Origin of the sequence: Streptomyces sp. 3214.6 (genome assembly GCF_900129855.1) — a bacterium.
Lineage (GTDB): Bacteria > Actinomycetota > Actinomycetes > Streptomycetales > Streptomycetaceae > Streptomyces > Streptomyces soliscabiei.
In genome coordinates this window covers 8,465,066-8,490,761 of record NZ_LT670819.1, presented here as the reverse complement: position 1 = coordinate 8,490,761, position 25,696 = coordinate 8,465,066, and the positions used below count along the sequence as shown (strand labels likewise).

19 protein-coding genes and 1 pseudogene are annotated in these 25,696 nt (G+C 72.7%); 8 read left to right on the top strand and 12 right to left on the bottom strand.

All coding sequences use genetic code 11. The features are described from left to right. Positions 1 to 5 precede the first annotated feature (5 nt). The 3 genes from B5557_RS38425 to B5557_RS38415 form a co-directional block, all read right to left on the bottom strand. The gene (locus B5557_RS38425) at positions 6 to 1,160 is read right to left on the bottom strand and encodes a SchA/CurD-like domain-containing protein (RefSeq protein WP_079663808.1); all 1,155 of its coding nucleotides are present in this window, start codon (positions 1,158 to 1,160) and stop codon (positions 6 to 8) included. A gap of 139 nt (positions 1,161 to 1,299) precedes the next feature. Continuing rightward, positions 1,300 to 1,950: a class F sortase gene (locus tag B5557_RS38420; protein ID WP_231976139.1), complete on the bottom strand. Its 651-nt coding sequence runs from the start codon at positions 1,948 to 1,950 to the stop codon at positions 1,300 to 1,302. Positions 1,951 to 2,287: 337 nt separating this feature from the next. Beyond that, positions 2,288 to 4,024, bottom strand: coding sequence for an FAD-dependent oxidoreductase (locus B5557_RS38415; protein WP_173877879.1), 1,737 nt, complete (start codon positions 4,022 to 4,024; stop codon positions 2,288 to 2,290). Positions 4,025 to 4,270: 246 nt separating this feature from the next. Here B5557_RS38415 and B5557_RS38410 point away from each other — a divergent pair, with 246 nt between their 5' ends. Next, complete coding sequence (locus B5557_RS38410; protein ID WP_079663806.1) at positions 4,271 to 6,058, top strand: serine/threonine-protein kinase; 1,788 nt, start codon at positions 4,271 to 4,273, stop codon at positions 6,056 to 6,058. 28 nt (positions 6,059 to 6,086) lie between these two features. Here B5557_RS38410 and B5557_RS38405 read toward each other — a convergent pair whose 3' ends face one another. Further along, positions 6,087 to 7,016: an anti-sigma factor RsbA family regulatory protein gene (locus tag B5557_RS38405; RefSeq protein WP_079663805.1), complete on the bottom strand. Its 930-nt coding sequence runs from the start codon at positions 7,014 to 7,016 to the stop codon at positions 6,087 to 6,089. After that, positions 7,013 to 7,369, bottom strand: a complete 357-nt coding sequence (locus B5557_RS38400) for an STAS domain-containing protein (protein ID WP_079663804.1) — start codon at positions 7,367 to 7,369, stop codon at positions 7,013 to 7,015. Before B5557_RS38400 ends, B5557_RS38405 begins: the two co-directional genes overlap by 4 nt. Before the next feature lie 169 nt (positions 7,370 to 7,538). On the opposite strand from B5557_RS38400, the gene B5557_RS38395 reads away from it, so the two are divergent. Further along, positions 7,539 to 8,180 carry a DUF6629 family protein gene (locus tag B5557_RS38395; RefSeq protein ID WP_079663803.1) on the top strand — a complete coding sequence of 214 codons (642 nt, stop codon included), beginning with the start codon at positions 7,539 to 7,541 and terminating at the stop codon, positions 8,178 to 8,180. A 106-nt stretch (positions 8,181 to 8,286) separates the two neighbouring features. Here B5557_RS38395 and B5557_RS38390 read toward each other — a convergent pair whose 3' ends face one another. After that, positions 8,287 to 9,117, bottom strand: a complete 831-nt coding sequence (locus tag B5557_RS38390; RefSeq protein WP_079663802.1) for a 2OG-Fe(II)-dependent halogenase WelO5 family protein — start codon at positions 9,115 to 9,117, stop codon at positions 8,287 to 8,289. Positions 9,118 to 9,320: 203 nt separating this feature from the next. Here B5557_RS38390 and B5557_RS38385 point away from each other — a divergent pair, with 203 nt between their 5' ends. The 5 genes from B5557_RS38385 (at position 9,321) to B5557_RS38365 (ending at position 16,236) form a co-directional block, all read left to right on the top strand. Further along, positions 9,321 to 10,484 (top strand): pyridoxal phosphate-dependent aminotransferase, encoded by a 1,164-nt coding sequence (locus tag B5557_RS38385; RefSeq protein WP_079663801.1) that lies wholly within the window; start codon positions 9,321 to 9,323, stop codon positions 10,482 to 10,484. 110 nt (positions 10,485 to 10,594) lie between these two features. Continuing rightward, positions 10,595 to 11,269: an AzlC family ABC transporter permease gene (locus B5557_RS38380; protein ID WP_079663800.1), complete on the top strand. Its 675-nt coding sequence runs from the start codon at positions 10,595 to 10,597 to the stop codon at positions 11,267 to 11,269. Beyond that, positions 11,257 to 11,574, top strand: coding sequence for an AzlD domain-containing protein (locus tag B5557_RS38375; RefSeq protein WP_197697270.1), 318 nt, complete (start codon positions 11,257 to 11,259; stop codon positions 11,572 to 11,574). The genes B5557_RS38380 and B5557_RS38375 overlap by 13 nt, the downstream gene beginning before the upstream one ends. Positions 11,575 to 11,767: 193 nt before the next feature. Next, positions 11,768 to 12,760 carry an alpha/beta fold hydrolase gene (locus B5557_RS38370; RefSeq protein WP_079663799.1) on the top strand — a complete coding sequence of 331 codons (993 nt, stop codon included), beginning with the start codon at positions 11,768 to 11,770 and terminating at the stop codon, positions 12,758 to 12,760. A gap of 239 nt (positions 12,761 to 12,999) precedes the next feature. Next, complete coding sequence (locus tag B5557_RS38365; RefSeq protein WP_159424471.1) at positions 13,000 to 16,236, top strand: BTAD domain-containing putative transcriptional regulator; 3,237 nt, start codon at positions 13,000 to 13,002, stop codon at positions 16,234 to 16,236. Between the two features lie 72 nt (positions 16,237 to 16,308). On the opposite strand, the gene argJ is transcribed toward B5557_RS38365, so the two are convergent. The 5 genes and pseudogenes from argJ to B5557_RS38340 form a co-directional block, all read right to left on the bottom strand. Continuing rightward, positions 16,309 to 17,463: a bifunctional glutamate N-acetyltransferase/amino-acid acetyltransferase ArgJ gene (gene argJ, locus B5557_RS38360; protein WP_079663797.1), complete on the bottom strand. Its 1,155-nt coding sequence runs from the start codon at positions 17,461 to 17,463 to the stop codon at positions 16,309 to 16,311. A 97-nt stretch (positions 17,464 to 17,560) separates the two neighbouring features. Next, the gene (gene cs1, locus B5557_RS38355; protein WP_079665223.1) at positions 17,561 to 18,535 is read right to left on the bottom strand and encodes a clavaminate synthase Cs1; all 975 of its coding nucleotides are present in this window, start codon (positions 18,533 to 18,535) and stop codon (positions 17,561 to 17,563) included. Between the two features lie 69 nt (positions 18,536 to 18,604). Beyond that, positions 18,605 to 19,573 (bottom strand): annotated as a pseudogene (gene speB / locus B5557_RS38350) (agmatinase); the annotation flags it as partial. Beyond that, positions 19,570 to 21,117 carry an asparagine synthase-related protein gene (locus tag B5557_RS38345; protein ID WP_079663796.1) on the bottom strand — a complete coding sequence of 516 codons (1,548 nt, stop codon included), beginning with the start codon at positions 21,115 to 21,117 and terminating at the stop codon, positions 19,570 to 19,572. The pseudogene speB and the gene B5557_RS38345, both read right to left, overlap by 4 nt. Before the next feature lie 5 nt (positions 21,118 to 21,122). After that, complete coding sequence (locus tag B5557_RS38340; RefSeq protein ID WP_079665222.1) at positions 21,123 to 22,766, bottom strand: thiamine pyrophosphate-binding protein; 1,644 nt, start codon at positions 22,764 to 22,766, stop codon at positions 21,123 to 21,125. Positions 22,767 to 23,034: 268 nt separating this feature from the next. Here B5557_RS38340 and B5557_RS38335 point away from each other — a divergent pair, with 268 nt between their 5' ends. Next, on the top strand, positions 23,035 to 24,033 hold the full coding sequence (locus B5557_RS38335; RefSeq protein ID WP_079663795.1) for an aldo/keto reductase: 999 nt from the start codon (positions 23,035 to 23,037) through the stop codon (positions 24,031 to 24,033). 155 nt (positions 24,034 to 24,188) lie between these two features. Here the strand turns inward: B5557_RS38335 and B5557_RS38330 are convergent, their stop codons facing one another. Continuing rightward, positions 24,189 to 25,559 carry an aminotransferase family protein gene (locus tag B5557_RS38330; protein WP_079663794.1) on the bottom strand — a complete coding sequence of 457 codons (1,371 nt, stop codon included), beginning with the start codon at positions 25,557 to 25,559 and terminating at the stop codon, positions 24,189 to 24,191. Positions 25,560 to 25,696: the final 137 nt, after the last annotated feature.

The window sequence follows — 25,696 nt, the reverse complement described above, 5'->3', positions numbered from 1 at the left end:
ACGAATCAGGCGTCGGGCGACCGACGGTCGGTGACGAGGTCCATGCGGGCACGTTCGAGGAAGCGCGCGAGCCGGGCGTCCTTCGTCGCGGAGGCGTCCGCGTCGACGGCGTCCTGGAGCATCGTCAGCTCGGCGACCTGCCCGGGGTCCGCCAGGCCGAGGGCCTGAACGGGGTCGGCGGCGTCGAGTCCGCCGCGCAGGTCGATCAGCCGGACGACGACGTCGTCGCGCTGGAAGATCGTGCTGCGCAGGACCGGGCTGCGCGGGTCGTCCGCCGCCGCCTCGTCCTGCCGGGCCAGCAGCTCGGCCAGCTTCATGCCGCGGTCGGCCCGGGCCGGGTAGTACAGGGCGTACCGCTCGGCCTGCGCGTCCTGGCGTTCCGCCGTCACATGGTGGACGGCCGGCAGCGCGGCCCGGGTGAAGAACACCCGTGCGGACTCGGGATCGTTGAGGTCGCGGTCCTGCTCCAGATGGGGGTTGATGGCCTCCTCGACGGCCCGTACCTCGGGCTGCCGGGAGACGTGCCGCAGCGCGGCGAGCAGGTCGCCCCGCACCTCGATGGCCCGCACCACCCGGTTGCCGTGCATGAACAGCGAGGTGCGGCACAGCCGGGTGGTGTCGTCGACCTGCGGCTCGGGCGAGGCGTAGTCGGCGAGGATCTTGGCGACGATCTCCTCGCTGCCCGGCTTCACGGTGAAGGTGAGCGCGTGACGGATCACGCCGTCGCCGATCCTGGGCGAGGTCTGGAGCCGGCGCTTGCCGGGCTTGGCCTCGGTCGCCGGGCCGCCGGTCTCGCGCACGACGTGGAAGCGCAACGACCTGGTGTCGCGGACGCAGCTGTGCAGTGGCTCCACCATCCGCACGTGTTCCTCGCTGTTGACCCAGGCGAGGAACGGCGGGGCGCTCTCCCATTCGCTGGTGATGAGCCACTGGGAGGGGTTCTCGATGGACTGGCACAGCTGGTCGCTGACATGTCCGGGGACGGACGCGACCTGGTTGCAGAGCTGCTCGTAGGCCTCCAGGAACTGCTGCTGGGCTCCGTCGTAGACGTCGACCAGGAGGACGACTCGAAGCCGGGAGCCGTCGAACACGGACTGGGAGACTCGTTGCGACGCCTGTCGCGTCCGCGAACCTGCAACACGTTCGGACGTGGTGGTCATCCTGCGCACATCTCCTTCGCGGAGGGGGAAGTGAACGTCGGCCGCGGTGATGCGACGTCAGCGTTCCTCGATCCTCAGCCCGTCCCCGCAACCGCGCGACTCGGATGAACTACGCGGGTGACCGGGGCCGGGCGAGGCGTCAGATGAGATGGGCGAAGACGACCAGGTTGTCGGTGTAGTCCTTGACCGTCCGGTCGTAGTTCCCCGCGCAGGTGATGAGCCGTACCTGTGCCTGCGCGGTGTCGGCGTACACGCGTTCACTGGGGAAGTCGTCCTTGGCGAAGGTCTCCGCGGTGTCCACCCGGAAGGTCGCCGTCCTGCCGTCGGCCCGCCGGACGGAGAAGGTGTCGCCCTTCACCAGTTCGCTGAGGCCCGCGAAGACGGCCGGGGACGTCTTCGTGTCGACGTGCCCGGCGATGATCGCGGTGCCCGTCTCGCCGGGGGAGGCTCCGGCGACGTGCCAGCCGACGAGGTTGACGTCGTTCGCGGGCGGCGGTTCCAGCCGTCCGGAGGGGCCGATGACGAGGTCGGTGAAGGGCGCGTCGACCGAGATCTTCGGGATGAGCAGGCGTACGGGCCTGGAGCGCGGCAGGTGCTTGCCCAGCGGGGCCCGGCTCTCGGCGGCCTCGTCCTCGGCGGACGGGGCCGAGGTGGAGGTGTCGGGTGCGGCGCTCGCCGCGAGCGCGGCGGCGCCGGGCGGGGCGTGCGGGGGGCTGGGGGCGCCGGGGGCCGTGGCATTGCCGCCGAACAGGTTCAGCGCCAGGATCACGGCGGCCGCGGCGCACAGCATCGTCAGTCCGGTGCGGGGGTTTCCCTCCTCGGAGGGAACGGGCGGAACGGAGCGACCAGAAGCAGAGGGGGAAGCGGAAGGGGAAGAGGACGGGGACGGGGGTACTGCCATCGGGAACCACCTCACTCGGGCGCGGCAGCGGAGCGGACACGGCACGGGAAGCGAGCCGGGCCGCCACCCGGGGTACGGGTGGCGGCCTCGGCTTCGCTATCGCGCCCGGCATGGGTCACCGGCGGCCGGAATCATGTGAGCGGAACGCATACGACGGCCCTTCCGTCACGATCGGGCAGCCGACGCCTCGTCAGCTGACGTGACCCGACCGGGACGTGATCCACCGTCAGCCGCGCCTCGTCGCGGCACCACTCGGGGCGTTCACACGGGTGAAGTCAGCTGAGTTCCGGTGGAGTCCGCGGGGCGTGGCGAGAGCCAGCGCGGTGTTCAGGACCTCGCGCAGCGCCGCCTCGGCGTCCGGCTCCGGGCCGAGTGAACGCCAGGCGACGAATCCGTCGGGCCTGACGAGTACGGCGCCGCCGCGGGTCGTGCCGTGGCGCTCCGCCCAGTCGACGTCGTCCTCGGTCACCAGGTCGGCGCCGGGTCCGGCGCCCACCCGGTACGACCTGAGCGGGAGGGAGAGCTCCTCGGCGAGCCGGGCGGCGGCCTCGTGCCATCCGCCCGGTTCTCCGGCGTCGCTGAGCAGGACGGGGGCCCGCTCGTAGAGGTCGAGGGTGGAGATCCGCTCGCCCGCTCGCCGGACCCACAGATGGGGTGCCCGGCTGCCGGGCCGGCCGCTGAGGTCGAGGCCCTCCGGGACGACCGGTTCGGCGGGGTCGGCGCCGACGACGGCGCCCTGCGGGTAGCGGTAGCCGAGGGCCACGTTGAGGATGCCGCGCTGGGGACCGCCGCCGCCCGCGCCGGGCGGCGGGGCGAAACCGGGGTGGCTGTGCTCGGCCGACCGGGCGGCGGCGCGGGCGCTGGTGGCCTCCGCCACCGGTCGGCGCTCGGCGTCGTAGCTGTCCAGGAGCCCCTCCCCCGCCCAGCCGTCGAGCACCGCGGCCAGCTTCCAGGCGAGGTTGTGCGCGTCCTGGATGCCGGTGTTGGAACCGAAGGCCCCGGTCGGGGACATCTCGTGGGCCGAGTCGCCGGCCAGGAACACGTGCCCCGACCGGTAGCTGCGGGCGACGCGCTGGGCGGCGTGCCAGGGCGCCTTGCCGGTGATCGTCACGTCGAGGTCGGCGACGCCGACGGCCCGGCGGATGTGCTCGATGCACCGCTCGTCGGTGAACTCCTCCAGGGTTTCCCCGTGTTCGGGGTGCCAGGGGGCGTGGAAGACCCAGTTCTCGACGTTGTCCACGGGCAGCAGGGCGCCGTCGGCGTCGGGGCTGGTCAGGTAGCAGACGATGAAGTGGCGGTCGCCGACGACGTCGGCGAGGCCGCGGGAGCGGAAGGTGAGGCTGACGTTGTGGAACAGGTCGCCGGGGCCGCTCTGCCCGATGCCGAGTTGCTCGCGGGCGGGGCTGCGGGGGCCGTCGGCGGCGACGAGGTAGTCCGCGCGGATGGTGGTGTGCTCACCCGTCTCACGGCTCTTGGCCACCGCGGTGACGCCGTCGGCGTCGCTCTCGAACGACATCAGTTCGGTGGAGAACCGCAGGTCGCCGCCGTGCCTGCGGGCGTGGGCGAGGAGGACCGGCTCCAGGTCGTTCTGGCTGCACAGGCACCAGGAACTGGGGCTGAAACGGGCCAGTCCGCCGCCGGGGTCGATGTCCCGGAACAGCCACTCGCCGGCGTCGCCGACCAGGGTGGGGGTCTGCAGGATGCCGTGGTTGCCGGCCAGGGTGGCGGCCGCCTCCTGGATGGACCGCTCCACGCCCGCCACCCGGAACAGCTCCATCGTGCGGACGTTGTTGCCGCGGCCGCGCGGGTGGATGGAGGTGCCGGAATGGCGCTCCACCAGCATGTGCCGCACTCCGAGCCGTCCCAGGAACAACGAGGTCGCGAGCCCCACCAGGGAGCCGCCGACGATGAGGACCGGGACCCTGAGGGTGTCGTGGCCGGATCGTCCGGCTCTTTCGTTCATCACTCTCGCCTCCAGCGCGTCGTGTCCGCCGACCCGGCCGGATACGGCGGAGATCCTCATGCATGCCCCGTTGAGCTGACGGCGGCTCAGGCTTCACCCGGCTGCGTCGCGGCACCGGCGGGCCGGTCCGTGGTGGCGGTGAGGGGACGGAAGTACTTGAATCCCTGAGCACGGGCTGCGGCTCGGCTAGCCTCGATATTCCGCCCAGGCGAACTGACTTACGACGAACATCACTTCGGGAGTTCCGTGTCCGACCAGCTGCCGTCATCACCGAACCCCGCCGCGCGCGAGGCCGCCGCGCTCCGGCAGACCGGTGCCGCACCCCTGCGGATCGGCGACCCGGCCCGGGTCGGTCCCTTCGTGCCGGTGGCGCTGCTCGGCAGCGGCGGGATGGGCCGGGTCTATCTGGCCCGGGCAGCCGACGACACTCCCGGGCTGTTCGCGGTGAAGGTGATCCGGCCGGAGTACGCCGAGGACGTCCGCTTCCAGCGCCGCTTCGAACGCGAGGCGTCGGTGCACGCCCGGCTGGGGCCGCCGCACGCCCCGAGGTTATGCGGCACCGGCTGGGACGACCAACTGCTGTGGATGGCCACGGAGTACGTTCCCGGACTCGATCTGGCCGACGCCGTACGCGATGACGCGGCCCTGCCGGCGGCCACCGTGTGGCGGCTGGTGGCCGAGCTCGGGCGGGCGCTCACCGCCCTCGCCGCCGCCGGCATCGTGCACCGGGACCTCAAGCCGTCCAACGTGCTGCTGTCGCTGCAGGGCGTGTGGGTCATCGACTTCGGGATCTCCAAGGCCGCGGACGCCAGCGCGATCACCGGCACGGGCAACCGGGTCGGCACACCGGCCTACATGTCCCCGGAGTACCTGAGGACGGGCCACTGCGACACCGCCTCCGACGTGTTCTCGCTGGCCTGCACCCTGCTCTACGCGGCCACCGGACGGGCCCCGTTCGGTGACGGCACCGGCGTCGACGTGATGCACCGGGTGGCGTTCGAGGAACCGAACCCGGAGGTGACCGGCGTGGTGTCGGCGGCCGACCCCGAGCTGGGGGCGCTGCTCACCGCCTGTCTGGCCAAGGAGCCCGAGCGGCGTCCCACCCCACGGGAGCTGATCGACGCGGCCGGGACACGGGCCGGGACGCCCGGCTGGCCGGAGCCGCTGCACGGCCAGGTGCTGGCCCGGCAGCAGGCGTACGAGACGCTGCGCGGTCTGCCCGTCGAACGGGCGGCCCGGCTGCGGCCCTCGGACCATCGGGTGAAGCAGGCGTCGGCTCCGGCGGCGGTCCCGGTCGCACCGCGGCCGGGCCCGGCGCCCGTGGTCGAGTCTGCGGAGGAGTCTCCCGCCGCCGGGACGACGCCCGCCCGACACCGCGTCCGCCGCAAGCGGGTGCTGGCCGCCGCCGCGGGCACCGCCCTGTGCGCGGTCGCCGCGGGCGCCTTCGTGCTCATGCGCGAGGGCGGTGCGGCGAGCGCCGCCGCACCGGAGACCGTCGCGTCGGCGACCGGCACCGACGCCGCAGGCCGGCCCGGCGCCGTCGCCCTTCCGGGCGTGACCGACTCGCCGGACCGGGCGTCCGCCGCGGGAGCGGCCGCCGGACGCGCCGACGAGACCCACGGCGACGTCACATCGCCGCCGCGAGCCTCCGCGTCGGGCGTCGGCGGCGGGCAGGAATCCCCGGCCGCCGCGGCCGGCGGCGCCGGGGGCACAGGAGACGCCAACTCCGCCTCCCCCACCCCGGCCGGGTCCCCCGACGCGGCGCCGACCGAGCCCGCGGACCCGCCCTGGATCACCGACTGCACGTACTACGCCGGCAACGGCCGTACCCGCACGGGAGACACCGGCAAGCGGGTGCGGCAGGTGCAGTGCATGCTCACCAAGCGCGGTTACGAGGTGGGCGGGGCCGGGGTGAGCGGTGACTTCGACGCCGGCACGGAGACGGCCGTCCGCAGCTTCCAGGGCGACAAGGGGCTGAAGGTCAACGGCATCGTGAACCAGGCCACCTGGGGAGCGCTGCGCGCCGCCGACTGACCGCCAGCGGCCGGCGGTCGCCGCCGTTTCAGGGGGTCAGGTAGAAGCGGACGGTCGTGCCGTCCTCGGCGGTGTGCAGGCGGACCAGGTCGGCCACGTAGTGGACCAGCATCAGACCGCGGCCGCCGATCTGACCGCGCAGCGGCGGCCTACGGCCGGCCAGCGGATCGGCCAGCCGGCCCGCGTCCCGGACCTCGCACACGACCTGTCCCGCCTCGGCCCAGACCGCGAGGGTGCCCCGTCCGCCGCCGTGCACCACGCTGTTGGTCGTCAGCTCCGCCACCGCCAGTTCGGCGTCCTCCAGCCGCTGCCCGGCCAGGCCCAGCCGTTCGGCCCGGTCGACGGCGAAGGCGCGGACGGCGGACAGGTCGTCGGGGCCGAAGGAGTACACGGCGGCGTCCGGCGCGGCCACCAGCGCCTCGTTGTAGCGGGCGACGACGGAGCGCCAGTCGTAGGCGTCGCTGGCCTGCTCGGCGCCGGCGGCCATGACGGTCGGGTGGGTGATCCTCGCGTCGGCCAGGACCTCCGGGTCCAGGCGGGAGACGTCGTACGGGCACAGGATGGTCACCGGCCGGCCCTCGAAGGCCGCGTTGATCAGCGCCTCGTGCTGTGCACACGCCGGGTACTCCACCGCGCTGCGGCCCACCCAGATCGGCTCGCCGATGATCCGCACCCGGCCGTCGCGGTGGGCGTCGGCGAACGCGCGGAGCACCCCGGGGATGATCCGGCCCGGGTTGCGGCCCGCCTCGGTCATGTCCAGCAGGAGGACGCCCTCGGCGTCCGCGCCGAGTCCGGCTCTGATCAGCTCCAGGTTGGGGCCGGGCACCGCGACCGCGACGGGCTCGCCGATGTCCAGGCCGTCCTGCACGAACGACACCGTCCGTGCCACGTACTCCTGTTCGGTGCGGTAGAACAGCGCGGGGTGCTCGAAGGCCTCATGGGTCGCCACCGGGTTCATCGCGACGCCACCTCGATCCGGCTCAGGCCCGGCCAGAACAGGCCCAGCACGCGCGGCACCTGCGGTGGCGGATGCTCGACCACCACCCGGCCGCCGCGCAGGGCCAGCGCAGTGACGGCGAGCGCCGTCACTCCGGCCACGTCGACGAACCCGACCTCGGAGAGCTCCACATAGGACACGTCGCCATGCTGCCGTGCCAGGCCCGCCAGGGCCTCTTCCCACGGCGAACGAGTGGCCTCGCTGATCTCGCCCCTGGCCCGTATGCCGGGCCGGCCGTACAGCGGGCCCACCTCCAGCACGGCCCCGCCGTGCACCGGCCCGAACCGGTCGACTCCCCGCGAGGCGTCCACCACCCTCGGCCTCCTTCACCGTCCGACGCTCACTCCGGCGCCCTCCCGCCCGGGACGGCCCCACAGACAGCCCCTACCCACCAACGGCATCCTGACGCCGCTCCGGAACGGGAGGATCATCGGAGCGGGACGTACCGTGGCAACCGAGGCTCGACGGACCGGGGGGGGCACGATGTGTTGGAGTGCGACGGCCGATCTCGTCGCGGGCGCCGGGGTGGCGGCCATCGGGGTGGCGTCGGTGGCGCAGGCGCGGGGGCGCCGGGACCTTCCCCTCGCCGCACTGCCCCTGCTGCTCGGGGCGCACCAGATCGTGGAGTCGGCGGTCTGGGACGCGGGCGGAGGCAGCGGACCGGCCACCGTCGCCTGGGCGGTCATCGCGATGCCGCTGCTGGCGGTGTGGGTCCCGGCGGGAGTGTGGTGCGCGGCCCCGCCGTCCGCCCGGCGCGGGCCGGCGTTCCTGCTCGCGGTCGGCGCCGCGACGGCCGCGGGCCTCGGGTACGGGATCGCCACCGGCCCGGTGACGGCCGAGATCCGCGGCCACACGGTCGGCTACGCCGTCGCCCAGCCCTTCCCGCCCGTTCTCGTCGCGGGCTACCTTCTGGCCACCGTCGGTTCCCTGCTGCTCTCCGGCGACTCTCGGCTGCTGACGCTGGGGGTGGTGGTCGCCGTGGGCGCGTCGGTCTGCTTCGCGCTGTGGCGACTGGAGTTCGTGTCGACCTGGTGCGCGTTCGCGGCGCTGTGGTCGGTGCTGCTGCTCGGCTGGGCCCGCGGCCGACGGGCCGCCGCGCCGCGCCTCGACTCGCGCACCGTCTGATTCCCGCGCGCTCGGCGTCCGGTGCGCTCGCCGCTGCCCGCCGTGCGCGAGGGCCGTCCCCCGCGTCGGCGGGCAGGGCGCGAAGGCCCGGCGTGCCGATGCCGGGTCAGGCCCAGACGATGAGGCGGTTCTCCGCGGTCACGCCGACGAAGAAGGCCAGGGTCAGCCGACGTCCGACGGTGCTCGGAGTGATGAAGTGGTAGTTGCGGGTGTCGAAGAGGATGCCTTCGCCGAGCACCGGGGTGAGCGTCAGGCTCGGTTCCTGCACCGCGATGGTCTGCGACCAACCGAAGCCCACCCGGTCGGCGTCGTCGGTGGGGCGCCAGCGGCGTCGGAAGACGTTCAGCTCGCCGCCGTCCTCGGGCAGGCTGATGTAGCAGTTGAAGCCGAGCTGGGCGATCGGTGTGTGGTCGAAGACGCCGGGGAACTCCCGCACCACCTCGTCGAAGTGCATCCGCGGATCGCCCTTGAGCTCTCGGACCATGCCCGCGAAGAGTTTCTGCCCGCCGACGGTGGCCCTGGTCACCGGCCCGCCCCAGGCCGCGGCCAGCTGGCCGATCAGCGCCTCCATGGGGTCGTCGTCCCCGACGGCCCGCGCCCACTGCTGTTCCGCCTTGCGCGCGTCCGTCCAGTACTCGGGGCGCAGTTCGCCGTCGAGGTAGTAGTCGTAGACGGCGGGGCCGAACTTCGCGATGGGGGGCCAGATCCGGCGTTCGTCGTAGGTGCTGAACTCGGTCTGGTCCAGTCGGCCGGTGAGCCGGGCGCAGGCCTGCGCGGAGAGCATGTCGGGGATCCTGATCGCTCCCAGGGTGCCCGCGGCGAGCCGCAGCAGGGTGTCCCGGGTCAGCGGCGACTCGGTCTGCGCGCCGAACAGTGGATCGACCTGCTGCACCACCTGCGTGTTCTTGATGAGCTCTTCGTTGTCCCTCGGATTCACAGCGTGACTCCCGCATTCCGGTTGAACGGGTGGGTGGCGACGCCCCGGCGGGCGGCGCAGCCCATGCTCGCTGGGCCCGCTTGTCAGCCTGGTTGACGCTCCGCATGTCGGCGGCGTGCGCACGCCTGGAGGGACCCGCTGCCGACGAAGCACAACCGCACCGTCACATCGACCTCAAGCGCCTTGAACGAGCCTGTTCATCCATGAGCATCAGGAAAGCCCCCCTTTCGCACCGGGTCGCCGCGCTGGCCCCCATGTCGCTGGCCGGACTGGCGGCGACCGCACGGGAGATCGGGGCCGTCGACATCGCCAGCGGTGTCCCGGTGCACGATCCGCCCGACACCGTCCTCACCGCGGCCGCCACCGCCATGCGCACCGGCCGCAACCAGTACGCCCCGGCGGCCGGCACCCCGGCCCTGCGCCGAGCGGTCGCCCGGCACCTGCGGCGCACCCGGGGAGTGGACGTGGACCCCGACCACGAGATCACCATCACCAGCGGGGCCACGGAGGGCGCCCTGGTGGCCCTGCTCGCCGCCGTGGACCCCGGTGACGAAGTGATCCTTCCGGAACCGTACTTCGAGTCCTATCCGGGAACGGTGCGCCTGCTGGGGGCCGTACCGCGCCCGGTGCGGCTGAGCGGCGCCGGCTGGCGGCTGGATCCGGACGCGATACGCGCCGCGATCACACCCCGGACCCGTGCGATCCTGCTCAACACCCCCCACAACCCGACCGGTCGGGTCTTCACCGCCGACGAGATGCTCGCACTCGTGGAGATCTGTGTCCGGCACGGCATCGTCTGCATCACCGACGAGGTCTACGACAACTTCGTCTTCGACCCCGCGGGCATGACCTCGCCGTTGAACCTGGCGCAGGCGCGCGATCACTCGATCGTCGTCGGCAGCTTCTCGAAGTCCCTGCAGATGTCCGGCTGGCGGCTCGGCTACTGCGTGGCGGGCGCCGAACTCACCGCGGGCCTGCGCCGGGTGGTGGAGCGGACCACGGTGTGCGCGTCCACCCCGCTGCAGGAGGGCACGGCGGCGGCCACCGGGTTCAGCAGCGGCGCCGAGGACTTCCGGGACCGACGGGACCACATGGTCAAGCGTCTCGGCCAGGCCGGACTCGACGTGTTCGCGCCGGAGGGCGGCTGGTTCGTGTTCGCCGGCATCAGGGGCGTCACCGACCGGTCCTCACGGGAGTTGGCGGAACGCCTGCTCGACCGGGCCGGGGTCCTGGTGGCTCCGGGCACCCCCTTCTTCTCCGACCCGCAGGAGGGCGGAGGCTGGATCCGGACCACGTTCGTACGCGACCCCGACGCGACGGACGAGGGCCTGGACCGCCTGGAGCGCTTCTTGCGCGGGGCGCCATGAACTGGCGGGACGGTACGCGGAAGAGGGCCGGTACGCGGAAGAGGGCCGGTGCGCGGAGGCGGGGCGGGGCTCGGACGCCGGAGCGGGAGATATGGCAGGGCGTCGGCGCGATGAGCCTGGCCGCCGCCGCGATCGGAGTGTCGTTCGGCGCCATCGCCGTCGCCGCCGGCATCCCGGGCTGGCTGGCGATCGCCATGTCGGTGTTCATCCACGCCGGCGGCTCGCAGTTCCTGGCGGTCGGCATGCTGGCCGCCGGAAACCCCTTCGCCGCCGTGTTCGCCGGGCTTCTGCTCAACGCCCGTCATCTGCCGTTCGGCCTGGCGCTGCGCGACACGGTGGGCGAGGGCCGGTGGGCGCGGCTGATCGGCAGCCAGTTGATCAGCGACGAGTCGGTGGCGTTCGCCATGGGGCAGCCGCAGGGCGCCCGTCGCCGCCGGGCGTTCTGGATGTGCGGGGTGGCCCTCACCTTCGCCTGGGACGGCGGCACGGCGTTCGGGGTGCTCCTCGGGGGTGTCGTCGGCGATCCCGCCGTCTACGGTCTGGACACGGCGTTTCCGGCCGGGCTGCTGGCGCTCGTGGTGCCCTCGCTGCGGGATCGCGACACGCGTGCCGCGGCCCTCGCCGGCGCCGCCCTGGCCCTGGTCACGACCCCGCTGCTGCCGGCGGGCATCCCCGTCCTGCTGTCCCTGGCGGGGCTGCTGCTCCTCGTCCTGCCGCCGGCCGCCCGCCGAGCGTCCGACCGGCCGGTCCCGCGCGAACGGACGGAGGAGACATGGTCACGATGATGGTCGCCGCGGTCGCCGCGCTGGCCGTCGGCACCTATCTGCTGCGGCTCGCCGGCACGGTGCTGCACGACCGGTTCAGTCTGCCGGAGTCCACTCAGCGGCTGTTTCCGGTCATGGCGGTCGTGCTGCTCACCGCGCTGTGCGTCACGGACGCGCTGACCGACTCCGACGGTTTCGCCGGGGTGGCGCGTCCGGCGGGAGTGGCCGTGGCGCTGGTGCTCGCCCTGCGGCGCGCCCCGTTCGTCGCCGTCGTGGTCGTGGCCGCCGGGGTGACCGCCCTGCTGCGTCTCCTCGGCGCTCACTGAACCCCGCGGGGGTCCAAAGGCCGTCCGCAAGCGTGATGCAAGGCGATGGCAAGCGCCGCTGTCAGCATGGGCACATGCGGATGTCGTACGTCCGTATCGCCCGGGGCCTCGCGGTCCTCGGCTCGGCCGAGCCGAACGCCATGCCTGTTGTTCTGTCCTGTACCGGGAACGTCCCGACGCATAGGGAGATCCGATGGAGCACGCAACCTACCGACTGGGCGATCTACCACTGACCGGCGGAGGGAGACTGACCGACGCGACGATCGTGTACGCCGTTCACGGGTCTCTCGACCGCGAGCGCGACAACGCCGTGCTGTGCCCGACGTTCTTCGCCGGCGATCACACCGGCTACGACTGGCTGATCGGCAGCGGCCGCCCCCTGGACACGGACCGCTACTGCGTCGTCGTCCCGGGGCTGTTCGGCAACGGCTGCTCCAGCTCCCCCAGCAACCACCCCTCCGGCCCGGCCTTCCCCGCCGTGTCCGCCCGGGACAACGTCGCCGCTCAGCACCGGCTGATCACCGAGGAACTCGGCATCACCCGGCTGGCGTTGGTGACCGGCTGGTCCATGGGCGCCATGCACACCTACCAGTGGGCGGTGTCGCATCCCGACCTGGTGGACCGGATCGCCCCCGTCTGCGGATCGGCGGCGACCAGCGAGGCGGGCCGGGTGTTCCTGGCCGGTCTCGGGGCCGCGCTGCGCGGCGGCGGCCCGGGTGACGCCGGGCGGCGGGCCGCGGCCCGGCTGTTCGCCGGGTGGGCGGCTTCGCACGGTTTCTGGACCGACCGCCTCTATCGCGAACTGGGTTTCGCGGACCGGGAGGCCTACCTGACGGGATTCTGGGAGGAACTGTTCGTCGCCAAACAGGCGTCGGACCTGCTCGCCCAGGTCTCCACCTGGGAGTCGAGCGACGTGGGAGCCACCCCCGGGTTCGACGGCGACACCCGGGCGGCGCTCGCCTCGATCCGGGCCGAAACGGTCCTGCTGCCCGGCCTGCGCGACCTGTGCTTCGCCGCGCAGGACGAGGCCGAGGCCGCGCGTGTCATCCCCCGCGCGACGCTGCGGGTCATCCCCGGCGTCTGGGGCCATCTCGCCGGGGCCGGTGCGACCGAGAACGACCGCGCCTTCATTTCCGCCGCCCTCACCCGCCTCCTGGAACGCGAACCGACCCCAGCAGCTGTGTGACCCACCCGTTCCCCCCGCCTCCTCGTTCCCGCCCCTCCCCCCGCCACGTTCCCGCCCCCGCCACGTTTCCCCCCCGCCACGTTCCCGCCCGCAGGCAACAGGCCTACACGTGTAAGGCTCCGTTCGTCCTCCTCAGCCGACCCCACCCCCCTCGCTCGGCGTCCGCCCGCCCGGACGGCAGGAGAAGACCCATGTCAGGAAGCACCCAGATCGTGCCCGTACAAGAGCAAGGAAGCCGCATGCAGCATGCTGAGGCCCTCGGTCCCGCCGTCCGCGTCTTCGGCAAGATGACCGTGCGGCTTCCCCAGAAGACCCTGGAACTGGGACCGCCCCGGCGCCGCGCGGTCCTCGCACTGCTGGTGATCAACGCCGGCAAAGTCGTCTCCATCCCGTCCATCCTGGAGAACATCTGGGGCGACGACCTCCCCGACCACGCCGTCGCCACACTCCAGTCGTACGTCTCCCGTCTGCGCAAGCTCGTGGGCGGTCAGCCGCTGGCCGACGGCGCCCAGCTCCGGCTGCAGTACCGCTCCCCCGGCTACGTGCTCGACATCGACCCCGACCACATCGACGTCATGAGGTTCGAGAGGCTCATCGGCCAGGGGCTCACCGCCGAGCGGCAGGGCAGGCCCGCGGAGGCCTTCGCGCTGTTGTCGCAGGCCCTGCGGGAATGGACGGCGCCGCCGTTCGAGGACCTGTCCGAGTACGACTTCGCCTGCCGCGAGACCCAACGGCTGGTCCAGCTGCGGCTGTCGGCGGCGGAAGGCCGGGCGCAGGCCGCGTTCGCCCTGGGCCGCAGCCACGAGATACTCGACGACCTGGAGCGCGAGGTGCTCCAGCACCCCATGCGCGAGCGCCTGGTGCGCCGGCTGATGCAGGCCCAGTACTGCAGCGGACGCCAGGCGGACGCGCTGCAGGTCTTCGAGCGCACCCGGCGGTATCTGGCCGACGAGCTGGGGGTGGACGTCAGCCCGGAACTCCGGCAGATCCACGGGGAGATCCTGCGGCAGGACCCCTCGCTCACCCCTGCACGGCAGACGACCCCACCGCCCGAGCCCGCACCGCCAGCCGCCCCCGCAGCCCCGACCGCCCACACAGGCCCCACAGTCCCCACAGGCCCGACCGTCCCCCTGGTCCCCACCGCCCCAACCACCCTCGCGGTCCCCGCAGTTCCCGCGGTCCGCGAGGAGGAGGTCCGTCCGGAGCCCGCGGCCGACCGGCAGTACGAGGCCGTCCGCCCGTTCGTCGGACGGCAGGAGGAACTGCAAAGGCTGCTGGCCGGGGTGGAGACCGCCCGGCACGGCAAGGGAGGCGTGACGCTGCTGCTGGGCGAGAGCGGTTCCGGCAAGACCAGTCTGCTGCACGAGTTACGGCGCGCGTGCGCGGAGTACGACATGGACGTCGTCACGGTGAACTGCCCGCAGAGCGACGACCTGCCCGCGCACTGGCCGTGGAAACAGGCCCTGCGTCAGACGGCCGAGCGCTGGCCGGAGACGGTCCGCTCGCTGCCCGGCGACATCCGCGCCACCCTGACCGCCCTGGTTCCCGAACTCGCCCCGGAGTCGGGCGAGTTCGCTGCCGCCGCCGCCGAACCCAGCAGGTTCGAGCTGCACGAGGCGGTGAGCCGCGCGCTGCTCGGGATCGCCCGCCCTCCGCTGCTGCTGATCCTGGAGGACCTGCACTGGGCCGACACCGCCTCCCTGCACCTGCTGAGATTTCTCGCCCGGCAGCTCCACGACTCGCGGCTGCTGCTCCTCGTCACCTCCCGCACGTTCCGGCCGGCCGCCGATCCGCAGATGCGCGCGGCGCTGGCGGCCGTGCGCGAACTGCCCACATCCGACGAGATCACCCTCGGCGGTCTCACTCCGGCGGAGAGCCGGGAGCTGGCGGCCACGATGGGCCGCGAGCTGGGTCCGGAGCAGTGCACCGCGTTGCAGCACCGCACCCAGGGCAATCCGTACTTCCTGGTCAGGCTCCTGGAACAGCTGACGTCCGACGCCTCCCCGAACGAGGTCCGCGAACTGCTGCCGGACTCGCTGCGGGGGGTCGTCCACGAGCGTCTCGGCGGGCTTCCCCCGGAGATCATGACCGTGCTCCGGGCGTGCGCCGTCCTCGGCCCGGACAGCTCACCGGGGGCGATGAAGGACCTCGCCGCCGAGGACGGCGTCTCCTCGGACGCCCTGCGGGACGCGATCCGGGGCGGGCTGCTGCGCAACGTCCCGGGCACCGAGTGCCGTCTGGAGTTCGTGCACCCCCTGCTGCGGGACACCGTCCGCCGAGAGCTGCCGTACTCGATGCGGGCCCGGCTGCACCGGTGCGCCGTCGGGTTCCTCGCGGCCCGGGCCGTCACCCCCGCCGACGCCAAGCGGTCGATCGCCCGGCACGCCCGCGCGGCCCTGCTGACGATGACGCCCGACGAGGTGATCCAGCCCCTGCTGGACGAGGCGGAGAAGGCCGGGCAACGCGGCCTGGACGACGTGGCGATGGCCTGGCTGGACCAGGCAGCCACGCTGACCGGCGGCCGGGACGGCGAGCCGGGGTACGCCGAGGCCGAGCTGGCCGTGCAGCTCCGCCGCGCCGACATCTCCTGGTACGTGCACGGCTCGGGCGCCGTGTCGACCGAGGCGATCCACGCGCGCATCGAGGCCCTGGGCTGTGCGCTGGGAAGGCCGCAGCGCGCCCGGCTGCTGCCCAAGCGCTTCCTGGGCCTGGTGTACCGGGCCGAGTTCCGCAAGGCCGAGACGATGATCCCGACACTGTTGGCGCTGGCGGCGCGGGAGAACGATCCGTCGCTGGAGGCCACGGTCCATCAGGGCCGCAGCATCATGCTGCACTCCCGCGGCCAGCTGGCCCAGGCGCTGGCCGCGTCCGAGGCGAGCATGGCGCTGGCGAGCCACGCCCTGCCGTCCCGCCCCTGCTGCGGGCAGGGGGTGCAGGCCGAGACGCGTGCGGTGCGGGCGATGAGTCACTGGATGGCGGGCTCCCCCGCGGAGGCCTGGCAGGCGATGGACGACCTGCGCCATCTGGTGTCCCTCTCGCACCACTCGGCGATGCGTGACTTCGTCACCCTGCACACCACCGAGTCGGTGCTGAAGGTCCTCGACAACGATCCGCACGGTGCCTTGCGCAGTGCGCTGGTGGCGGCCGAGACGGCCGGCCGCACGCGGCTGCCGGGGGTGCAGTGGCTGATCGACGCCTCACTCGCCTGGGCCAACGCGCACCTGGGCACGGCCAGTCCGCGGCTGCTGGCGGACGCGGGCCGCTCGCTGGACCGCGCTGAGCGGGCCGGCACCAGGCTGCTGACGCTGGGGCTGAGCCTGCTGGCCGACGCGGAGCGGTTGGCCGGCCGACGCCGCCAGGCGCACGCCTATCTCAGGCGCATGCGCAAGCTGGCGGCTCGGACGGGAGAGGTGGTGTACCTCAACGCCCTCCCCCTCCATCTGACGCCCTGGAGGGGCATCCCCCAGGTCGCCTGACGGAGAGGACCTGGGGGACGGGGACAGGGACGACGGGGGACGGGGGCGGCGGGGACGGACCGCGCGGCACCGTCAGGTCGAGTAGTCCGCGTTCAGGCGCACATACCCTTCCGTCAGGTCGCATCCGTACACGCGGAAGGCGCCGTCGGCGATGCCCAGACCGACCCGGATGAGCACCTCGTCGCCCTTGAGGTGGGCGGCCACCCGGGAGAGGCGGTCCTCGTCCGGCGGCGCCGGATACACCTCCACGTCCCCGAAGCCGATCGTGACGCGGCCCGGGTCGATGTCGGTGTCGTCCTCGCACTTGCCGACGGCCATGGCCACCCGCCCCCAGTTGGGGTCGGCGCCGTGCACGGCGGTCTTCACCAGGGGCGAGTTGACGACGACCTTGCCCACCCGTTTGGCCTGCTCGGCGTCGCGCGCCCCGGTGACCTCCACCTCGATCAGCTTGGTGGCGCCCTCGCCGTCCCGGGCGATGTCCTTGACCAGGTCCAGGGCGAGTTCGCCGAGGATCCGCTCGAACTCCACCAGGTCCACCGGTCCGGCCAGACCGTTCGCGAGCACCGCCGCGGTGTCGCTGGTGGAGGTGTCGGTGTCGATGCTCAGCGCGTTGAAGGTGCGGTCGACGACGCGGCGGAAGAGCGCGTCGAGGTCCGCGGACGGAATCCCGGCGTCGGTGAAGAAGAACGTGAGCAGCGTCGCCATGTTCGGTTCCATCATGCCGACGCCCTTGGCGAGACCCACCACGGTCGCCGCCCCGCACCGGGCCGAGCGGGTCTTCGGCCGGGTGTCGGTGGTCATGATGGCCCGCGCCGCGGCGGTGAAGTCCGCGCCCTCGAACGGCGCCCGCAGCGCGTCGAGATGCGCCCGGACGGAGGCCATCGGGTAGCGCTGTCCGATGAGACCCGTGGAGGCGATGAGCACCTCCTTCTCGGCGGCGCCGAGGACGCCGGCCACGGCCGCGCGGACGGCTCCCGCGTCGCGCAGGCCGTCCTCGCCCGTCGCCACGTTGGCGTTCCCGGACAGGGCGACGATCGCCCGGCCGGTGCCGACCGCGGCCGTCTCCCGGCTGAGCACGACGCTCGGGCCGGCGAAGCGGGATCGGGTGAACACCGCGCTCAGGTTCGCCGGCACGTCCGAGGCGACCACCAGGAAGTCGTCGCGGTCGTCACGGATCCCACAGTTCCCGGTGTGTGTGCGAAACCCTTGCGGTAAAGACACGGTCATCCTCGTGCCGGTCCTCTCTGATCAGGTCTGAGCTGGGGAAACGATGCTACGCCGACGGGACCGACCGCGAGCGCGACCGGTCCCGTCGGGTCGGGGCTCAGCGACCGACGAAGCCGACCACGTCACCCGGTTCGGCGGTGCCGTCCATCCGCTCCGGCACCCGGATGTACATGCGGTGCAGCCACCGGTCCTTGCCGTCCCACCGAGGAGTGAACGGCGTCCGTGCGTGGGTGGTCCGGTAGTTGTCGACGATGAGCAGGTCGCCGGGCTTGAGCAGCACCGGCTCGGTCACCTCGTCGAGCGCGTCCGACAGGGTGGCGAGGGCCTGCTTGGCGGGCAGGTCGACGGGGTCGAGGAGTTCACGGTCGTAGGCCAGCAGGGGGTCCTCGCGCGGGCCGTCCAGGACCGCGACCGAGTAGACCGGGTCCGCGTCGGGGGCCGGCCGGAAGGCCATGTCGACGTGGCAGCGCATCGGCTTGCGGTGGAGCGCCTCGCGCACACTGTCGTCGACGAGCGTCAGCGCCTTGCGCACGGAGCCGACCAGCGTGGCCGCCTTGCGCTCGTGGTCGGCCCGCGAGCAGGCGAGCATCACGAAGTGCGGCTGGTGGCGGTGGTACGCCATCTCGGTGTGGAACTCCAGCAGCGTCTCGGAGGTCTCGGACGAGAGGTAGTGGGCGTTCGGCGACGGATAGACGTCCTGCAGGACGGTCCCCTCGCGCAGCTCCTGGTATCCGGTGGGCAGACCGAGCTCACGGCCGACCAGGGCCAGCCAGGCCTCCATGGCGAGCAGGGGGCGCTGCACGGGAGCGGGGGTGCTGGTGGGCGTGGTGGGCAGCTCGCTCTCCTCGACGGGCAGCCCGGTCAGCAGTAGATAGCCCTCGGTGTTGCCCTCGCGCCGGAAGTCGCGCAGCGCCCTGCGCAGCTCCGGCGGAAGCTCCTGGGCCACTTCCGCCGCGGTGGCGAAGAACCCGGAGAGGTCCAGGCGCGGCACGCGGGGCAGTCGGGCGCGCAGGGCGCGCAGGTGGTCGGCGTCGTCGTCCAGGCGCACGACGGAGGGGACGGGCAGGGACATGGTGCTTCCTTCCGACTTCGGTTCCGCTTCGGTGCGCGGCGGTGCCGGCGTTCGGGTCCGGCCCGTGCCGCGGGCGTACTGGTAGAGCAGTTCGGCGCCGATCTCGGCGGCGAGGAGTGCGGTGATGCCGGAGTGGTCGTAGGTCGGCGAGACCTCGACGACGTCGAAGCCGACCGGGTTGAGGTCGCCGACGAGGGAGAGCAGTGACAGCACCTCCCGTGAGGACAGTCCGCCGGGGGCGGGGGTGCCGGTGCCGGGGGCGTGGGCGGGGTCGACGACGTCGATGTCGACCGACACGTACAGCGGCAGGCCGCCCACGACGTCGCGGATCTCGCCGGCGACGTCCGCGAGCGGCCGGTCCGCGCACTCCTGGGCGGTGATGACGCGTACGCCGTGGCCGCGGGCGTAGTCCAGCGAGTCCGGCCTCGGGTTGTGGCCCCGGATGCCGAGCTGCACCATGTGTCCCGGCTCGATCAGGCCTTCCTCGATGGCCCAGCGGAACGGGGTGCCGTGGTGGTAGGTGCCGCCGTACACGGGCGGGTTGGTGTCGCTGTGCGCGTCCAGGTGCAGTACGGCGACCTTGCCGTGCTTGCGCCGTACCGCCCGCAGGGCCGCCAGCGACAGGGAGTGGTCGCCGCCGAGCATCAGGAAGGCGGCGTTGTCGGCCAGCAGGGAGGTGAGCGCCTCGGTGGCGGTCTCCATGGCGAGGTCCATGGAGAACGGACTGAGGTCGATGTCGCCGCCGTCCACGACGTCGATGAGCTCGAAGACGTTCGGGCCGCGGTCGATGCCCGTGCCGTGGATGAGGCACGACTCGTGCCGGATGGCCCGGGGGGCGAAGCGTGCCCCCGGCCGGTAGCTGGTGCCGCCGTCGTAGGGGGCGCCGACGACCACCACGTCCCGGCCGACGGGGGCGGGGTCGTGGCGCAGCCGCATGAACGTGGCCAGTTGCGCATAGCGGGGTGAGACGCCGGAGCGTACCTGGGCCCGTGGCCGCTGCGGGTCCTCGGGCAGGCCGAACTCGGTGCTGTCGCTCATGTCACCGTTCGCCTTTCCAGACGCAGTGCGGATTCGGTGGAGAGCAGGACCTCGTCGAAGGAGACGTCCTCGGGCCGTTCGCCACCGAGCACTATCAGCTCGTGCATGCGGCGGGCCATCGCCGCCTTGGCCTCCTCGACCTTCTCCTCGGGCACGCCCCGTCCGAGGAGTTCCGCGGTCCAGGCGCTGGTGGTACCGGATCCCTCGTGGATGCCGAGTTTGGGCCGGGCCAGCGTCGCGTCCGGGAGCATGCCCGTGAGCGACTCCCGCAGGACCCACTTGTCCCTGCCGTAGCGGCGTTTGAGCCCGGCGTCGAGCGTGACGAGGCAGTCGAGCACATCCCGGTCCCAGTAGGGGTGGGTCGACCAGATCCCCGCCACCCCGGACACCACGGGGGACATCTCGTTCAGCCCGTCGAAGGTGGCCATGTCATGGGCGATGACGGCGTCCAGGAAGTCCAGCCGTTCGGTGCGCCGGTGCATGCCGCCGAGCGGGATGTCGGCCCCGTAGCCCGTGAGGATCCGGCGGGGGCCGGGGGGCAGCCGCCGGTACAGGGCGACCAGCGGAAGGAGGTACTCCAGGATGGTGTGGTCGGTGATCTCGGCCGCCCAGACCGCCCAGGGCAGTTCGCGCACCAGGTCCGCGCTGTCGACTGAGATCTCCTGGTGGTCGGTGCCGAGGTGGCCGGCCACGGCCGCGGCGGCCTCGAACTCGTCGGAGACGTCGGTGCCCATGGACACGGTGTGCACGAGTGCGCTGTGCGCCACCGCGTGGGCGGCCACCCCGCTGGAGTCGATGCCTCCCGACAGCACCACGGTCGGCTCGCTTTCGTCGCGCAGCCGGGTGCGGACGGCCTCGCCGAGCAGCTCGCGGACTTTGGCCACGGCGGCGTCCGGGGCGGGTGCCGTCCGGGACAGCGGCGGGGCCCAGGTCCGCACCACGGAGGAGGTACGGACCTCGCCCTGGACGGTCTCCAGGATCAGCGCGGTGCCGGCGGGCACCCGGTGCACGCCCGCGCCGCGCGGGATCAGCTGGGCCCCGGGCACGTCCACGGCGAGGCTCTTGCCGCGGGCGAGGGTCTTGGCCTCGCTGGAGACGTCGACTCCGTATTCGTCCGCCCGTACCCACAGCGGGAAGGAGCCGGCGTGGTCGGTGGCGAGGACGATTCGGCCGCCGCTGTCGAGGATCACCGCGGCGAAGCGGCCGTTGAGGATCCGGAAGGCGCTGATGCCCCAGTGCAGCCAGGCCGCCAGGACGAGTTCGGCGTCGCTGCCGTGGGTCAGGAAGGCGTTGCCGACGGCCCCGGCGATCGCCTCCCGGTTGTAGATCTCACCTCCCAGCAGCAGATGAGTGGCGCCGTCCCTGGCGAGGGCGGCCGGCGTTCCGAGGCAGACGGCCGTGCCGCGCAGCATGCGCCCCGCGTACGCCGCCTCGACAGGTATGTGGTGTCCCTGGGTCGCGAACTGCGGTGCCGTGGGCGTCGCGGGGCCGGACGCCCATGAGACGCGGACACTGAAGCCCGAGACGAGATTCGGTCCCAGCATGGCGGTCAGATGTCGAGGGCGTCGAAGCCGCCGGACTGGAAGTCGTAGGCCACCGGCACCTCGATCAGGAACGGCCGGCCCAGCTCGGCGCCCTTGCGCAGCGCCTCCAGCAGCGAGGCGCGGTCGGTGGCGCGCACCGCGTCGCAGCCGTTGGCCTCGGCGAGCTGCACGAAGTCGACGCTCTGGAAGCGCACGGCCGGGGCGTGCGAGCGGCTGTGGCCCTTGTTCTGGTACAGCTCGATGAGGCCGTTGCGGTCGTTGTTGACCACGACCATGACCAGCGGCAGGTTGAGGCGTACCGCGGTTTCCAGGTCGGCGCTGTTGGAGTGGAAGCCGCCGTCGCCCGCGATGAGGAAGACGGGCTGGTCGGGGCGGGCGATCTGGGCGGCCATCGCGGCGGGCAGACCGTAGCCGAAGCTGCTGCAGCCGGCGGAGGTGAGGAAGCCGTAGGGCTGGTCGGCCTTGGCGAACAGGACTCCGTAGTGGCGGAAGAAGCCGATGTCGCTGACGAACGTCCCGTTGTCGAGGACGGCGTTCATGCAGTCGATGACCTGGTGCACCCGCATGCCGTCCTCGTAGTGCTCCGCGTCGGCGAGGAACTCGGCGATCCTGGCGCGCAGCGGCTCGATGTCGTGCGGGGTCTTGGCGCCGGCGCCGGCGGTGGCCTTGTCGAGGGCCTCGATGAGGAACCCGGGGTCGACGACCACGTCGAGGTCGGGGCGGAAGACGCCCGGGATGGGGTTGACGGAGGGGGAGACGCGCACGACGGTCTTGTCCTTGCCGCGCGTCCACATGGAGGGGCGCAGGTCCTCGGCGTAGTCGTAGCCGAGGGCGATGACGAGGTCGGCGGGGCCGAAGATGTGGTCCAGGGCGGGGAAGTCCAGGATGCCGTCCATGTAGCCGCTGACGGCGCCGTAGTTGAGGGGGTGCTCGTGGGGCAGCACGCCCTTGGCGGTGTAGGTGGTGACGACGGGGATGCGCAGCCGCTCGGCGAACGCGCGCAGGGCGTCGACCGCGCCGGCGCGGATCAGGGCGCTGCCGACGATCAGCACCGGGTGCTCGGCCTCGGCGAGCAGACGGGCGATCCGCGGGACGCTGTCCTGCCAGGAGGGGTCGATCAGCACCTTCTTGCCGGCGTCGATGTGGGGCGAGTCGCCCAGGTCGCCGTCGACGTCCGCGCCGAGCAGGTCCACGGGCAGGCTGATGAAGCTCGGCCCGACGGGTTCCGTGGTGCTGTTGAGGACGGCGGAGTCGACGAGGGAGACGATGTCCGCGCCGCGCTCGAGCTGGGCGCTGAACTTCGTCATCGGGGCCATGACGGCGACGCTGTCGACGCACTGGTGGGTGACGTTGGGGAAGCAGTCGTACGACTCGGACTGGGCGGCCAGCGCGATGACCGAACTGCGGTCCAGCGCCGAGGTGGCGACGCCCGTGGACAGGTTGGTCATGCCGGGGCCGAGCGTCGCGAAGCAGGCCTGGGGGCGGTTGGTGAGCCGGGCGAGCACGTCGGCCATCACCCCGGCGGTGAACTCGTGCCGGGTGAGGACGAAGTCCAGGCCGTCCACCTCGTCGAAGAGGATGGCCTCGGCCTCGCGTCCGACGACGCCGAAGACGTGGTCGACGCCGTAGTCGTGCAGCCGCTTCAGCATGACCTCGGCGGTGGTCTTCGTCGCCTTCACTGCCGTCTGCGACTTCGTTGTCTTCGCCACGGTGAGCCTCGATTCCTTGGGGGGAAGGGGTCGCCGACCACTGTCGACGAGGGCTCTTGCGGGCCGGTTGATCTCCGGCTTGCCACCGGTGGGCAGGGATGTGGGGGGTCCGCGGTCGGTGGACCGTCCAGCGCGACGCCACCGCGGGCCGCTGTCATCTCCGCTCAGGGGAACCCCCCGCGGGCATCGACGTACCAGGAGGCCGCCCATGTGTGCCACGTCCGTTCTGCCGTCGCGTGAGCTGCGCGACCTTCGGGTGAGCTGCCAGGGGTTCGGCTGCCTGCCCACCACTGCCTTCTACGGGCGGCCGGATCGGGCGGCGGCCGTCCGGACGCTGCGGGCGGCGCTCGACGCGGGGGTGACGCTGTTCGACACGGCCGACGTCCAGGGCGTCGGCGCGGGCGAGGAGTTGCTGGGCGCGGTGCTGGCGGACCGGCGTGACGAGGTGGTGATCGCGACGAAGTTCGGCATGCTGCGGTCGCCCGACGGGGCGTTTTTGGGGCTGTGTGGCCGGCCCGAGTACGTCCGCAGGGCCTGCGAGGACTCCTTGCGGCGGCTGCGCACGGACCGCATCGACCTGTACTACCAGCACTGGATCGATCCGTCGGTGCCGGTCGAGGAGACGGCCGGGGCGGTCGCCGAGTTGGTGCGGGAGGGCAAGGTCCGCCACTTCGGTCTGTCGGAGCCCTCGGCCGCCACGGTGCGGCGTGCCGACGCCGTGTGTCCGGTCAGCGCCGTGCAGAGCGAGTGGAGCCTGTGGTCGCGGGGCATCGAGGACGAGGTGGTGCCGGCCTGCCGGGAGCTGGGGATCGGGTTGGTCGCCTACGCCCCCCTGGGCCGCGGTTTCCTCACCGGGACGATCCGTTCAACGGACGACCTGGCGGCCGACGACTTCCGGCGCGCCCAGCCGCGCTTCGCCGCCGCGAACCTCGGGCGCAATCTGGCGCTGGTGCGGCGGCTGGGCGCCGTCGCCGAGGGGTTGGGGGTGAGCGTTGCGCAACTCGCCCTGGCCTGGGTGCAGCACCGCGGCCCCGATGTCGTCCCCGTCCCCGGCACCTGCGATCCGGCGCATCTCGCGGACAACGTCGTAGCGGCCGCTCTGCCGCTGGGTCCGGCGGAACTGGCCGCCGTGGACGCGGTGATCGCCGGCACACCGGTCCACGGCGAGCGCTACCGGCTGGAGATGCTGGCCATGACCGGCAACTGAGCACGTCACCGGGCGTGTCGCGGGCACATGACCGCGCGCCGTGGCGCCGGTGCCGCCCTCTCGGGCCGCCGGTGCCACGGCGCGCGGTCATGCGGTCATGCGGTCATGCGGTCATGCGGTCATGCGGTCATGCGGTCATGCGGTCATGTGGTGGGTCAGTGGACGACCCCGTCCGTCCCGAGGCGTTCCAGGACCGAGCGCATGCCGTCGACGAGTTCGTCGGCGGTGGCCCGGTCGATGACCAGCGGCGGGGCGACGATCAGCGCGTGCGGATTGTTGCGGACGACGATCCCGGCGTCCTCGCGCAGCCGGTCGGCCACCCGCAGCGTGCCGCCGGGCAGGTCCTCCCGGGTCTCCTTGTCGGACACCAGCTGCACCGCGAGCATCAGGCCGATCTGCCGTACGTCGCCCACGGCCGGCAGGTCCAGGAGGGTGCTCAGCCCGGCCGCGAGGTGGCCGCCGACCGCGGTGGCGTTGTCGAGCAGGGACTCCCGTTCGATGATGTCGAGGTTGGCGAGGGCCACCGCGCACGCCGTGGGGTGCCCGGTGTAGGTGTAGCCGATGGGGAAGCCGCCGCCCTGTCCGATGACCTCGGCGACCTCCTCGCGCACCAGCACGGCGCCGTGCGGGACGTAGCCGGACGTGATGCCCTTGGCGGTCACCAGCACGTCCGGCACGACGCCGAAGTGCTCCGCCCCGAACCAGCGACCGGTCCGTCCGAAGGCGGTCACCACCTCGTCGAAGATCAGCAGGATGCCGTGCCGGCGCAGTACCTCGGCCACGCGCGGCCAGTAGTCGGGCGGCGGGACGACGGCTCCGTAGCCCCCCATGACGGGCTCGCCGATCATCGCCGCGATCCGGTGGGCGCCGATCCGCTCGATCGCCGCCTCCAGCTCACGGACGCAGAAGTCGGTCGGGTCCGCACCGTCGTACAGCGACCGCTGGTAGGGGTGGGGCGGGGTCAGGAAGTGCACGTCGGGGACGACCGGGCCGAAGCCCTCGCGGTACAGCGGTGATCCGGACAGGCTGCCGCTGCCGTAGCCGATGCCGTGGTAGGCGCTGTGCCGGGACAGGATCCAGGTGCGCTCGGACGCGCCCCGGCGGTGGTGGTAGTACCGCGCCATGCGCAGGGCGATCTCGTTGCCCTCGGCGCCGCCGCTGGTGAAGAAGACCCGGTCCAGGCCGGCCGGCGCCAGATCGGTCAGCCGTACCGCCAGCTCGATCGCCTTGTCGTTGGTGATCGTCCCCCAGGTGTGGAAGCAGTCCAGCGCGCTCATCTGGGCCGCGGCCGCCTCGGCGATCTCCCGCCGCCCGTGCCCGACCTGCATCAGCCCGAGCACCGCCGACGCGTCCAGGTACTCCCGTCCGTCCGCGTCGCGCACCCGGCAGCCGTCGCCGCCGACGAGGACCGTCCTGTCGTCGCGCCCTTCGGGCAGCAGCGGATGCAGGATCCGCTCCCGGTCCTGGCGGACGAGTTCTGCGGTGGTGGTGCGCCCGCGATGGGGGGCGTCAATGGATGCGGTCATGGAAAAACACACCTCCGGACTCGCGAATACGGGTCGCGGGCGGAATGCAGTGCGGTGAACGCCAGGAGTCCGCCCGGGCCAGTGTGGGGGCCTCGGATTGCCCGCAGTTGGACGAGCCGCTTTCGGTGGTCGGGTGC